The sequence below is a fragment of the Nocardioides marinquilinus genome, from assembly GCF_039543705.1.
Classification (GTDB): domain Bacteria; phylum Actinomycetota; class Actinomycetes; order Propionibacteriales; family Nocardioidaceae; genus Nocardioides; species Nocardioides marinquilinus.
Window position 1 is genome coordinate 32513 of sequence record NZ_BAABKG010000005.1, and the last position, 13156, is coordinate 45668.

At 75.6% G+C, this 13156-nt stretch carries 8 protein-coding genes and 1 tRNA gene; 5 read left to right on the plus strand and 4 right to left on the minus strand.

What is annotated here, in order from left to right; genetic code table 11:
- The gene (gene glmU / locus ABEA04_RS18035; protein ID WP_345461901.1) at positions 1 to 1509 is read right to left on the minus strand and encodes a bifunctional UDP-N-acetylglucosamine diphosphorylase/glucosamine-1-phosphate N-acetyltransferase GlmU; all 1509 of its coding nucleotides are present in this window, start codon (positions 1507 to 1509) and stop codon (positions 1 to 3) included.
- A 216-nt stretch (positions 1510 to 1725) separates the two neighbouring features.
- Here glmU and ABEA04_RS18040 point away from each other — a divergent pair, with 216 nt between their 5' ends.
- Positions 1726 to 4251 (plus strand): SpoIIE family protein phosphatase, encoded by a 2526-nt coding sequence (locus ABEA04_RS18040; RefSeq protein WP_345461905.1) that lies wholly within the window; start codon positions 1726 to 1728, stop codon positions 4249 to 4251.
- 58 nt (positions 4252 to 4309) lie between these two features.
- On the opposite strand, the gene ABEA04_RS18045 is transcribed toward ABEA04_RS18040, so the two are convergent.
- The 3 genes from ABEA04_RS18045 to hutH form a co-directional block, all read right to left on the minus strand.
- Positions 4310 to 4391: transfer RNA gene (locus tag ABEA04_RS18045), tRNA-Gln, on the minus strand.
- A 701-nt stretch (positions 4392 to 5092) separates the two neighbouring features.
- A complete protein-coding gene (gene hutU, locus ABEA04_RS18050; RefSeq protein ID WP_345461907.1) occupies positions 5093 to 6766 on the minus strand; it encodes a urocanate hydratase in 1674 nt (557 codons plus the stop codon).
- Positions 6763 to 8340: a histidine ammonia-lyase gene (hutH, locus tag ABEA04_RS18055; protein ID WP_345461910.1), complete on the minus strand. Its 1578-nt coding sequence runs from the start codon at positions 8338 to 8340 to the stop codon at positions 6763 to 6765. The genes hutU and hutH overlap by 4 nt, the downstream gene beginning before the upstream one ends.
- A 58-nt stretch (positions 8341 to 8398) precedes the next feature.
- Here hutH and ABEA04_RS18060 point away from each other — a divergent pair, with 58 nt between their 5' ends.
- Genes ABEA04_RS18060 through ABEA04_RS18075 form a run of 4 tightly spaced genes read left to right on the plus strand, consistent with a single transcriptional unit; the run spans position 8399 to position 13146 of the window.
- Complete coding sequence (locus tag ABEA04_RS18060) at positions 8399 to 9610, plus strand: allantoate amidohydrolase (RefSeq protein WP_345461913.1); 1212 nt, start codon at positions 8399 to 8401, stop codon at positions 9608 to 9610.
- A complete protein-coding gene (locus ABEA04_RS18065) occupies positions 9607 to 10887 on the plus strand; it encodes a formimidoylglutamate deiminase (RefSeq protein ID WP_345461916.1) in 1281 nt (426 codons plus the stop codon). Before ABEA04_RS18060 ends, ABEA04_RS18065 begins: the two co-directional genes overlap by 4 nt.
- Positions 10884 to 12041 carry an imidazolonepropionase gene (gene hutI / locus ABEA04_RS18070; protein ID WP_345461919.1) on the plus strand — a complete coding sequence of 386 codons (1158 nt, stop codon included), beginning with the start codon at positions 10884 to 10886 and terminating at the stop codon, positions 12039 to 12041. The genes ABEA04_RS18065 and hutI overlap by 4 nt, the downstream gene beginning before the upstream one ends.
- Positions 12042 to 12051: 10 nt before the next feature.
- Entirely contained in the window at positions 12052 to 13146 is a 1095-nt protein-coding gene (locus ABEA04_RS18075) for an ATP-dependent DNA ligase (RefSeq protein ID WP_345461922.1), read from the plus strand.
- The last annotated feature ends 10 nt before the right edge of the window (positions 13147 to 13156 follow it).

The following is a 13156-nucleotide window of genomic DNA, read 5'->3' on the forward strand; positions in this document are numbered from 1 at the left end:
CTAGTGGTGCGCGGCGGTCGGGGGGTGGTCGGGCCCGTCGTCGCCGGGGGCCGTCTCTGCCGCGCTCGATTGTGCCAGGGCCTCGCGAGCGGCGGCGGCCTGGTCGGTGTCCGGACGACGGCGCAGCGCCCAGCCGACCAGGTTGCGCTGCGGGCCGCTGCTGACCGCCAGCGCCCCGGGCGGGACGTCGCGCCGCACGACGGCGCCCGCGCCCGTGCCGGCACCGTCGCCGACGTCCACGGGCGCGACGAAGGTGTTGCTCGAGCCGGTCTTCACGTGGCGGCCGATGCGGGTGCGGTGCTTGGCGACGCCGTCGTAGTTGGCGAAGACCGAGCCGGCGCCGATGTTGCTGCCCTCGCCGATGTCGGCGTCGCCGACGTAGGTGAGGTGGGGCACCTTCGCGCCCTCGCCGATGGTGGAGTTCTTGGTCTCGACGAAGGCGCCGATCTTGCCGCGGGCGCCGAGGCGGGTGCCGGGGCGCAGGTAGGCGAACGGCCCGACGCTGGCGCCGGCGTCGATGACCGCGAGCTCGCCGTGGGCGCGCACCACCCGGGCGCCCTCGCCGACCTCGCAGTCCTTGAGCGTGGTGTCGGGCCCGATGACGGCGTCCTCGCCGACGACGCAGGCGCCGAGCAGCTGCACGCCGGGCAGCAGCGTCACGTCGGGGGCGAGCACGACGTCGGCGTCGATCCAGGTGGTGGCGGGGTCCATGACGCTCACGCCCTGCTGCATCCACCGGACGACGACGCGGCGGTTCAGCTCACGGCCGAGCTCGGCCAGCTGCACGCGGTCGTTGGCGCCCTCGGTCTGCATGACGTCGTCGATCGCGTGGGCACCGACGGTGAGGCCGGCGTCGCGGGCCAGGCCGACGGTGTCGGTGAGGTAGTACTCGCCCTTGGCGTTGTCGTTGCCCAGGCGCGGCAGCGCCTCGAGCAGGAAGCCGGCGTCGAAGGCGAGGATGCCGGAGTTGATCTCGGCGATCTCGCGCTGCACGGGGCTGGCGTCCTTCTCCTCCACGATGGCCAGCACGTCGCCGTCGTCGTCGCGCACCACCCGGCCGTAGCCGAACGGGTCGGACAGCACGCCGGAGAGGATGCTGACCGCGCGCTGGGCGGCCTCGTGCTCGGCCACGAAGGCCCGCAGGGACTCCCCCTGCAGCAGCGGGGTGTCGCCGTAGGCCACCAGCACCGTGCCGGCGGCGGTGCGGTCGGGCCCGTCGGCGTCCACGAGCGCGTCCATCGCCACGCGGACGGCGTGGCCGGTGCCCTGCTGGGTCTCCTGGACGGCGAGCAGCGCGTCGGGCTCGAGGGCCTGGATGTGCGCGCCGACCTGCTCGCGCTGGTGCCCGACGACCGCGACCACGCGCCGCGGCTCGGTGGCGCGGACGGCGGCGAGCACGTGGCCGACCATGCTGCGTCCGCCCACGGGGTGCAGCACCTTCATCGTCTTGGACCGCATGCGGGTGCCGCCGCCGGCGGCCAGGACGATGACGGTGAGGTCGGGAGGCACCGAGCCACCATAGGTGCTCGCCACCCGTTGCGGGGTGCTCGGCGAGGCCCCCTCCGCCGTCCCACCCGCCGTCCCACCCGCCGTCCCACCCGGGGAGGCGCCCGTGAGTCGGAGGTCACCCGGCAACGGGCCGATTCGCCCGCGGCGTCGGCCCCCACGTGTCACCCTGAGAGGGGCAGGCGAGCGGACGCGTGCACGAGCGACGAGGCGGTGAAGGTGGCACAGGTCGACGACGACCGCGCTGCAGGCACGCCCGACGCCGCTCGCCTGCGGCGCGCCCGGCGACTCCTCGACCGGCCGGCCGTCACCCCGGCGCTCGACCGGCTCACCCGGCTCGCGGCCGACCTGCTCGGCGTGCAGTCGGCGCAGGTCTCGGTGGTCACCGACGTCACCGTCGTCACCAGCGGGGTCGGCGCGGCGTCCCCCGCGGGCTCCGAGGACCCCGTCGAGAGCACGGTGTGCTCGCTCGTCACCGCCACCGAGGCGGCCGTGGTGATCGAGGACGCCGCCCGTGACCCCCGGGTGGCCGCGATGCCGCCCGTCGTGGCCGGCGTCGTCGCCGCCTACGTCGGCGTCCCGCTGGTCTCGGGCGGGCGGTGCGTCGGCGCGCTGTGCGTCTTCGGGCCCGAGCCACGCACGTGGACCGAGGACGAGGTCGAGACGCTGCGGCGGCTGGCCGGACCGGTGGTCTCCGAGCTCGAGCTGACCGCCCTGGAGGCCGACTACGAGCAGGACCGGCTGATCTGGCAGCTCGCCGTCGACGCCGCCGGGGTCGGGGCCTTCGACTGGAACCTGGCCACCAACGAGCTGCGCTGGGACGACCGGCTCTTCGAGCTGTTCGGGCTCGACGACGAGACCTTCGGCGGCACCATCGAGGCGTTCGCCGAGTGCGTCGTCCCGGCCGACCGCGACCGTGTCAACCGGGCCCTGGCCGACGCCATCGCGACCCTCGGGATCTACCAGGCCGAGTACCGCATCGCGCTGCCCTCGGGCGAGGAGCGCTGGGTGCGGGCGCGCGGTCAGGCGGTCGCCGGGCCCGACGGCGAGGCCGCGCGCGTGGTCGGCGCCGCCTACGACACCACGGCCGTGCACGAGGGCGAGGCGCGGGTCTCGCGGGTGCTGGAGGCCATCGCCACCGGCTACCTGATGCTCGACCGCGAGTGGCGCATCGCCTTCGTCAACGCCGAGGCCGAGCGGATCCTCGGCGCCGACCGCGCCGACCTGCTCGGCGGCGTCGTGTGGGACCTCTACCCCGCCACCGTCGGGTCGGACTTCGAGCGCCACTACCGCGGCGCCGTCGAGACCGGACGCCCGGTGACCTTCGAGGCCTACTACCCCGCGCCGCTCGACGGTTGGTTCGAGATCCGGGCGCTGCCGACCCTCGACGGCCTGGCCGTCTACTTCCTCGACGTCAGCCAGCGACGGCGAGACGCGGACGCCGCCCGGCTGGCCGCCGAGCGCACCGAGCTGCTGGCCGAGGTCACCTCCGCGCTGGCCGACACCCTCGACCCGCACGAGGCCGTGCGCCGGCTGGCCCGGCTGGTCGTGCCCGACCTGGGCGACTGGAGCGTCGTCAGCCTGGTCGACGCCCCCACCAGCACCGGCACGTCGTGGCGGGCGCGTCTCTCGCACGCCGGCACCTGGCACGCCGACCCCGAGCGCCGCGCCGCCGTCGAGCGCTACGCGCAGGTGCGGGCCACCGCGCTGCACGACGATTCCTACCTGGCGCGGGTGCTGCACGACGAGCAGGTCATCGTCGTCTCCGAGGACTTCGCCGAGCAGGCCGGGCGCACCCTCGACCACGGCGAGGCCCGCGACCTGCTGGCCGCGCTCGAGCCCGACAGCGCGCTCGTCGTCCAGCTGCGCGGTCGCGACCGGGTGGTCGGGCTGCTCAGCGTGTTCCGCTCCGCCGAGCGCGGCGCCTTCACCGAGCGCGACCTCGCGGACGCCTCCGACATCGCCGGCCGCGCCGGCCTCGCCCTCGACAACGCGCGGCTCTACGCCGAGCAGCGCGAGCTGGCCGAGGGCTTCCAGCGCAGCGTGCTCACCGCCGTCCCGCACTTCGCCGGGCTCGACGTCGAGGCGCGCTGGGCGCCCGCTGCCGAGGCCGCGCGCGTCGGCGGCGACTGGTACGACGCCTTCGGGGTCGACGACGACGTCGTGGTCGTCATCGGCGACGTCGTCGGCCACGACACCGCGGCCGCGGCGGCGATGAGCCAGGTGCGCAGCATGCTGCGCGGCATCGCGGTGACCACCGACCACGGTCCCGCCGACCTGCTGTGCCACGTCGACTCCGCCATCGACCGGCTGCGCCTCGAGACCAGTGCGACCGCCGTCGCCGCCCGCCTCACCGCCCGGCCCGGCGGCGCGCGGCTGCGGTGGGCCAGCGCCGGCCACCCGCCGCCGCTGCTGGTCGAGCCGACGACGGCCGGCGGGTCCGTGGTGCGCCGGCTCGACGACGGCGACCCCGACCTGCTGCTCGGCGTCGACAGCGCCACCCGCCGCCGCGAGCACGACGTCGACCTCGCACCCGGCAGCGTGCTGCTGCTCTACACCGACGGGCTCGTCGAGCGCCGCGGCGGCTCGATCGACGACGGCATCGACGCCCTGGCCGCGCTGCTCGGCGATCTCGTGGACGCCGGCACCGACCCCGCCGCGCTGTGCGACCGGGTGCTCGCCCACGTGGCCCCCGACGAGCTCGACGACGACATCGCGTGCATCGCGGTGCGGGTGCGGGGCTAGGACGTCGTCCTCGGTGTCCCCGAACGTCGTCGTCCTCGGGGCGGCGGGACGGCCGCGCTGGCTCCCCGGGTAGGAGTCGAACCTACGTCGCTAGTCCTGATTCAAAGTCAGGCGGGCCCTGCCGGCAGACCAACCGGGGAATGCGCTGGGAGCAGGTTAGGCCAGTGGGGTCGGCGTGGGTGGTGGTGTGGTGGTGGCTCGGTGGGCGTGGGGCTGGCCCGGGGCGGCAGTGAGCTGGTTCCCGTTTCCGGCCGGCGTTCGGTAGCCCACGCACCGCTCCCCATGGCTGGCCTGGAGCGGCGGTGAGCTGGTTCCCGTTCCCGGGCGGCGTTCGGTAACCCACGCACCGCTCCCCAGAGCCGGCCCGGGGCGGCGGTGAACTGGTTCCCGTTCCCGGACGACGTTCGGTAACCCACGCACCGCTCCCCAGAGCCGGCCCGGGGCGGCGGTGAACTGGTTCCCGTTCCCGGACGACGTTCGGTAACCCAGGCACCGCTCCCCAGAGCCGGCCCGGGGCGGCGGTGAGCTGGTTCCCGTTCCCGGACGACGTTCGGTAACCCACGCACCGCTCCCCAGAGCCGGCCCGGGGCGGCGGTGAGCTGGTTCCCGTTCGTGGCCCAGATTCGGTAACCAGGTCACCGCCCACCCGACCCAGCCCGGCCGGCGGTGCCCCAACCACCCTCCGACGTCCCCGAACCGTGGCCCACGCACCGCCCACCCGACCCAGCCCGGCCGGCGGTGCCCCAGCCACCCTCCGACGTCCCCGAACCGTGGCCCACGCACCGCCCACCCGACCCGAGCGACCCGAGCGGCACAAGCGGCCCACCCGGCCCGAGCGACCTCAGGACTCCCGCATCGGCACCCGGACGCCGCGGTCGGTGGCGACGTCGGAGGCACGGTCGTAGCCGGCGTCGACGTGGCGGATGACGCCCATGCCGGGGTCGTTGGTGAGCACGCGCTCGATCTTCTCGGCGGCGAGGTCGGTGCCGTCGGCGACGATCACCTGGCCGGCGTGGATGGAGCGGCCGATGCCGACGCCGCCGCCGTGGTGGATCGAGACCCAGGTGGCGCCCGAGGCGGTGTTGACCAGGGCGTTGAGCAGCGGCCAGTCGGCGATGGCGTCGGAGCCGTCGGCCATGGCCTCGGTCTCGCGGTAGGGGGAAGCGACCGAGCCGCAGTCGAGGTGGTCGCGGCCGATGACCACCGGCGCCTTCAGCTCGCCGGAGGCGACCATCTCGTTGAACCGCAGGCCGGCGCGGTGGCGCTCGCCGTAGCCGAGCCAGCAGATGCGGGCGGGCAGGCCCTGGAAGTGCACGCGCTCGCCGGCCATGGTGATCCAGCGGCGCAGCTTCTCGTCGTCGGGGAACAGCTCGAGGACGGCGCGGTCGGTGGCGGCGATGTCGGCGGGGTCGCCCGACAGAGCCGCCCAGCGGAAGGGGCCGCGGCCCTCGCAGAACTGCGGGCGGATGTAGGCCGGCACGAAGCCGGGGAACTCGAAGGCGCGGTCGTAGCCGCCCTTGCGGGCCTCGTCGCGGATCGAGTTGCCGTAGTCGAAGACCTCGGCGCCGGCGTCCTGGAACTCCACCATCGCCCGCACGTGCGCGGCCATGGAGGCCTGGGCGTCCTTGGTGAAGCCGTCGGGGTCGCGCTCGGCCGCGTCGTGCCAGTCGTCGACCGCGACGCCGACCGGCAGGTACGACAGCGGGTCGTGGGCCGAGGTCTGGTCGGTGACGACGTCGACGGGCGCACCCATCTCGAGCAGCTGCGGGAAGACCTCGGCGGCGTTGCCGACCAGCCCGATCGACAGCGGACGGCGGGCGTCGCGCGCGGCCACGGCGCGGGCGACGGCGTCGTCGACCGAGTCGGCCTGCTCGTCGAGGTAGCGGTGCTCGATGCGCCGTGCGATGCGCGCGGCGTCGACGTCGACGCAGATGCAGACGCCGTCGTTCATCGTGACCGCGAGCGGCTGCGCGCCGCCCATGCCCCCGAGGCCGGCGGTGAGGGTGATGGTGCCGGCCAGGGTGCCGCCGAACCGCTTGTCGGCGACGGCGGCGAAGGTCTCGAAGGTGCCCTGCAGGATGCCCTGGGTGCCGATGTAGATCCAGGAGCCCGCGGTCATCTGGCCGTACATCGTCAGGCCGAGGTCCTCGAGACGCCGGAACTCCTCCCAGTTCGCCCAGTCGCCGACCAGGTTGGAGTTGGCGATCAGCACCCGCGGCGCCCACGCGTGCGTGCGCATGACGCCGACCGGCCGGCCCGACTGCACCAGCAGCGTCTCGTCGTCCTCGAGCGTGGTGAGCTCGCGCACGATGGCGTCGTACGACGGCCAGTCGCGCGCCGCCTTGCCGGTGCCGCCGTAGACGACGAGGTCCTCGGGACGCTCGGCCACCTCGGGGTCGAGGTTGTTCATCAGCATCCGCAGCGGCGCCTCGGTCTGCCACGAGCGCGCGGTCAGCCGGGTGCCGTGCGCGGCCCGGACGGGCAGGCGCGGGTTGGTCTCGTGCGGCTCGGTCATGCGAGGTCTCCGATCTGGGACTGGACGGCGGCGAGGACGGCGCCCGAGCGCACCAGCCCGACGGCGGTCGCGATCTCGGGGGCGAGGTGGCGGTCGGGGCCGGGGCCCTCGACCCCGGCGTCGCGCAGCAGCCGGACGACGGCGCCGGTGCCGGGGGCGGGCTCGAGCGGCGCCCGCAGGTCGAGGGCGCGCGCGGCGGTGAGCACCTCGATCGCCAGCACCTGCGCCAGGCCGTCGACGCTGCGGCGCAGCTTGCGGGCGGCGGCCCAGCCCATCGAGACGTGGTCCTCCTGCATCGCGCTGGAGGGGATGGAGTCGACCGAGGCCGGGACGGCGAGCCGCTTGAGCTCGGAGACGATCCCGGCCTGGGTGTACTGGGCGATCATGTGGCCCGAGTCGACGCCGGGGTCGGCGGCCAGGAACGGCGGCAGGTCGTGGCTGCGCGCGCGGTCGAGGAACCGGTCGGTGCGGCGCTCGCTGATGCTCGCGACGTCCGCGGCGGCGATGGCGAGGAAGTCGAGCACGTAGCCGACGGGGGCGCCGTGGAAGTTGCCGTTCGACTCGACCCTGTCGTCGACGACCACCGGGTTGTCGACGGCCGAGGCCAGCTCGCGCCCGGCGACCGTGGCGGCGTGGGCGACGGTGTCGCGGGCCGCGCCGTGCACCTGCGGCGAGCAGCGCAGCGAGTAGGCGTCCTGCACCCGGTTGCAGTCGGGGCCGCGGTGCGAGGCGACGACCGGCGAGTCGGCCAGCAGCGCACGCAGGTTGGCCGCCGCGTCGGCCTGGCCCGGGTGCGGACGCAGCGCCTGCAGGTCGGCGGCGAAGACCCGGTCGGTGGCCAGCTGCGCCTCCACCGACATGGCGGCCGCGACGTCGGCGGTGCGCAGCAGCATCCGCAGGTCGGTGACGGCCATGACGAGCATCCCGAGCATGCCGTCGGTGCCGTTGATCAGCGCCAGGCCCTCCTTGGCGGCCAGCTCGACCGGCGTGAGGCCGGCGGCGGCGAGCGCCTCGTGGGCGGGACGGCGGACGCCGTCCGCGTCGTCGACCTCGCCCTCCCCCATCAGCGCGAGCGCGCACGCCGAGAGCGGTGCGAGGTCGCCGGAGCAGCCCAGCGAGCCGTGCTCGGGGACGACGGGCGTGATGCCGTGGGTCAGCAGCGCGGCGTACGCCTCGGCGGTCCCGCGGCGGACGCCGGTGTGCCCGGTGGCGAGGGTCGACAGGCGCAGCAGCATCAGCGCCCGCACCACCTCCCGCTCGACCGGCGGGCCGCTGCCGGCGGCGTGCGAGCGCACCAGCGAGCGCTGCAGCTGTGCGCGCATCGCGGCCGGGATGTGGCGGGTGGCGAGGGCGCCGAAGCCGGTGGAGACGCCGTAGGCCGGGGTCTCGCCGGCCGCGAGGGCGTCGATGACGGCGCGGGCCCGGTCGAGGGCGGCGAGCGCGGCGTCGCTCAGCACGACCGGGGCGCCGTGGCGGGCGACGGCGACGACGTCCTCGAAGCGGAGCGGACCGACGTCGACGGTGACGGGCGCCGGTGCTGTCGACGGTGCGATCGGCGGTGAGACGGTGACCACGGGGTCATCCAACGCCCTCGGGTCGCGTGGGGGCCAGTGGGGTGGCAGGGTCGCGACCGTGGCTGGCGCGACGGACCGGGGCGACGACTTCGAGCGGATGTGGGCCGACCTGGCGCCGATCGGCCGGGCGGGCCGCGCCGGCGGGTACTTCCGGCAGCCGTTCACGCCGTCCGAGCGCGAGCTCGCCGCCTGGTTCGTGGAGCAGGCCCTGGCGCGCGACCTCGAGGTCGCGATCGACGACACGGGCAACACCGTGGCCTGGTGGCGCCCCGAGGGCGCGAGCGGACCGGCGGTGCTGACCGGCTCGCACCTCGACTCGGTGCTCGAGGGCGGGGCGTTCGACGGTCCGCTCGGCGTGGTCTCGGCGCTCGCGGCGGTCGACGTGCTGCGCGAGAGAGGCGTGACGCCGTCACGGCCGCTCGGCGTCTCGGTGTTCGTCGAGGAGGAGGGCTCGCGGTTCGGGCTGGCCTGCCTGGGCTCGCGGCTGGCGACCGGCGCGGTGGCGTGGGACGACGTGCGCGGGCTGCACGACCGGCGCGGCGCGACGCTCGAGGACGAGGTGTCCGGCGGCGGACCCGGCCTGCTGACCGACGTCGGCGCCTTCGTCGAGCTGCACGTGGAGCAGGGCCGCGACCTGGTGCACCGCGACGCCGCCGTGGGCCTGGGCAGCGGCATCTGGCCGCACGGCCGCTACCGCCTCGACCTCACCGGCCGCGCCGACCACGCCGGCACCACGCGCATGGAGGACCGCGCCGACCCCATGCTCACCTACGCGATGACGGTGCTGGCGGCCAACAAGCAGGCGCGGCTCGCCGGCTCCGACGGGCACCGCGCCACCTTCGGCCGCGTCGACGTGACGCCCAACGGCACCAACGCCGTCCCCTCGCGGGTGCGGGCCTGGCTCGACGCGCGGGCGCACTCGGAGGAGGCGCTCGCCGCGCTGGTGGCCACCATCGAGCGACAGGCCGTCGAGCGCGCCGAGCGCGACGGGACGACGGCCGCGCTGACCCCCGAGTCGGTCTCGGGTGCGGTGCAGTTCGACCCGGCGCTGACCGGCCGGCTGGCCGGCCTGCTCGGCGGGCTGCCCGTCATCCCCACCGCCGCGGGGCACGACGCCGGCGTGCTCGCCGCGGCCGGCATCCCGACGGCGATGCTGTTCGTGCGCAACCCCACCGGCGTCTCGCACTCCCCCGACGAGCACGCCTCGATGCCCGACTGCCTGGCCGGCGTCGAGGCGCTGGCCGACGTGCTGGCAGAGCTGGTCGCGTGACCACGCCGACTGCCTGGCTGCTCGAGCGGGCGTGGGTCGACGGCGCGGTGCGCGACGACGTCGTCGTCGAGGTCGCCGGCGGCCGGTTCGGCCGGGTCGAGCCCGGCGGCGACGCGACCGACGCCACCGGCGCCACCCGGCTGCCCGGCCTGACCCTGCCCGGTCTCGCGAACGGCCACAGCCACGCCTTCCACCGCGCGCTGCGCGGGCGCACCCAGCGCGGCCGCGGCACGTTCTGGACCTGGCGCGAGCAGATGTACGACCTCGCCGGCCGGCTCGAACCCGACACCTACTACACCCTCGCCCGGGCGGCCTACCGGGAGATGGTGGCGGCGGGCGTCACGACGGTCGGCGAGTTCCACTACCTGCACCACCGGCCCGACGGGACGCCGTACGACGACCCCAACGCGATGCGCGAGGCGGTGCGGGCCGCGGCCGCCGGGGCCGGCCTGCGGGTCGCGCTGCTCGACACCGCCTACGTCTCGAGTGGGTTCGGCGCACCGGTCGAGGGCGTGCAGCGGCGGTTCAGCGACGGCGACGCCGCCGGCTGGGCGGCTCGGGCGGGCGACGGCCCCGCCGCCATCCACTCGGTGCGCGCGGTGCCACGCGACCAGCTCGAGGTGTTCGCCGGGCGCGCGCCGCTGCACGTGCACCTCTCCGAGCAGCGCGCCGAGAACGAGGCGTGCCTGGCGACCTACGGCGTGACGCCGACCCGGCTGCTGCACGACGCCGGGCTGCTCGGGCCGGGCACGACCGTCGTCCACGCCACGCACCTGACCGACGACGACGTCGCCCTGCTGGGCGCCAGCCGCACCAACGTGTGCGTCACGCCCACCACCGAGCGCGACCTGGCCGACGGCATCGGCCCGGCGCGGCGGCTGCACGAGGCCGGCGCGCGCGTGACGCTCGGCAGCGACAGCCACGCCGTGGTCGACCCGTTCGAGGAGATGCGCGCCCTCGAGCTCGACGAGCGGCTGGCTACCGAGACCCGCGGGCACTGGAGCGCCGCCGAGCTGCTGGCCGCCGCCACCGCCCACGACGCACTCGGCGTCGACGACGCCGGCGCCATCGCCGTCGGACGGCGCGCCGACCTCGTCACCCTCGACACCCGCTCGCCGCGCACCGCCGGCACCGGCGCCGACGAGCACACGGCGGTCTTCGCGGCCACGGCGGCCGACGTCGTCCACGTGGTGGCCGACGGGCGCGTGGTCTACCGCGAGGACGACGACGCGGCGATCGGCCGCGAGCTCGACGAGGCGATCGGAGCCCTCTGGTGACCAGCACCCTGCTGACCGGCATCGGCGAGCTGACCACGAACGCCCCCGGCGTCGGCACCCTCGCCGACGCCGCCCTGGTGATGGACGCCGGCCGCGTGGCCTGGGTGGGCCCGGCGGTCTCGGCGCCGGACGCCGACGAGGTGGTCGACGCCGACGGGCGGGCCGTCGTCCCCGGCTTCGTCGACAGCCACAGCCACCTGGTGTTCGCCGGCGACCGGGCCGGCGAGTTCGCCGCCCGCATGGCCGGGACGCCGTACGCCGCGGGCGGCATCCGCGCCACCGTCGCGGCGACGCGGGCGGCGACCGACGAGCAGCTGGCCGCCAACCTCGCGCGGCTGGTGGCCGAGATGCGGCGGCAGGGCACGACGACGGTCGAGGTGAAGTCGGGCTACGGCCTCACGGTCGCCGACGAGGCGCGCAGCCTGACCATCGCGCGGCAAGTCACCGACGAGACGACGTTCCTCGGCGCGCACGTCGTGCCCGCCGAGTTCTCCGACGACCCGGCCGGCTACGTCGACCTCGTCACCGGTCCGATGCTGGCCGCGGCCGCGCCGCACGCCCGCTGGATCGACGCGTTCTGCGAGACCGGCGCCTTCGACGCCGACCAGGCGCGCGCCGTCCTCGCCGCCGGTGCGGCCGCGGGGCTGGGCGGCCGGCTGCACGCCAACCAGCTCGGCCCGGGCCCCGGCGTCGCGCTGGCCTGCGAGCTGGGCCTGGCCGCCGTCGACCACTGCACCTACCTCACCGACGCCGACGTCGACGCGCTGGCGGCATCCGGCACCGTGGCCACGCTGCTGCCCGGCGTGGAGTTCTCGACCCGGCAGCCCTACCCCGACGCCCGCCGCCTGCTCGACGCCGGCGTGCACGTCGCGCTGGCCAGCGACTGCAACCCCGGCTCCTGCTACACCAGCTCGGTGCCGCTGTGCATCGCGCTCGCGGTGCGCGAGATGGGCATGACGCCCACCGAGGCGCTGCTCGCCGCCACGGCCGGCGGGGCCCGGGCGCTGCGCCGCGAGGACGTCGGCCACCTCGGCGTGGGCGCGCGGGCCGACGTCGTCCTGCTCGACGCGCCCTCGCACGTGCACCTGGCCTACCGCCCCGGCGTCCCGCTGGTGGCACGCACGTGGGTGGGCGGTGTCGGCGCCAGGTCCTAGGGTCGGAGCCGTGGACCTGCCCGTCATGCCGCCCGTGCAGCCGATGCTCGCCAAGGCCGTCAAGGGCGTGCCCGACCCGGCCGCGCACGGCGGCCTGAGCTTCGAGCCGAAGTGGGACGGGTTCCGCTGCCTGGTCTTCAAGGACGGCGACGACGTCGAGCTGACCAGCCGCAACACCAAGCCGCTGACCCGCTACTTCCCCGAGCTGGTCGAGGCCGCCCGCGCGCAGCTGCCGGCGCGGTGCGTGCTCGACGGCGAGGTGTTCGTCGCCATCGGCCGGCGGCTCGAGTTCGAGGTGCTGCAGGAGCGCATCCACCCCGCCGCGAGCCGCGTGACGATGCTGGCCGAGAAGACGCCGGCCTCCTTCGTCGCCTTCGACCTGCTGGCCCTCGGTGACGAGTCGTTCGTCGACCGTCCGTTCGGCGAGCGGCGGGCCGCGATGGCCGAGGCCCTCGCCGGCCTGGCGGGCCAGGGCGGGCCGTGCCACCTCACCCGCACCACCGAGGACCCCGCGGTCGCCGAGCGCTGGTTCCACCAGTTCGAGGGCGCCGGGCTCGACGGCGTCATCGCCAAGCCGCTCGGCCAGCCCTACGTGCCCAACGGCCGCACCATGATGAAGATCAAGCACGAGCGCACCGCCGACGTCGTCGTGGCCGGCTACCGCGAGCACAAGACCAGCACCCCCGAGCGGCCGCTGCTCGGCAGCCTGCTGCTCGGCCTGCACGACGACGCCGGCGAGCTGCAGCACGTCGGCGTCAGCGCCAGCTTCACCGAGAAGCGCCGCGCCGATCTGATCGACGAGCTGCAGCCGTTCGTCGTCGACATCCGCGACCACCCCTGGGGCCGTTGGAACGAGTTCCTCACCGCCAACCCCGACCGCGTGCCCGGCACCCAGAGCCGCTGGAGCCAGGGCAAGGACCTCTCCTTCACCCCTTTGCGGCCCGAGCGGGTGCTCGAGGTGAAGTACGACGCGATGGAGGGACGGCGGTTCCGCCACACCGCCCACTTCAAGCGGTGGCGGCCCGACCGCGAGCCCGCGTCGTGCGGCTACGACCAGCTCGAGCAGCCGGTGAGCTACGACCTCGCCGAGGTGCTCTCGGGGTGAGGGGCGCCCA

What these genes read in the sequence shown, in the direction of transcription:
- hutU (WP_345461907.1), bottom strand. Translation starts at nt 6,766, where the DNA reads ATGACCGAGCCGCACGAGACCAACCCGCGCCTGCCCGTCCGGGCCGCG.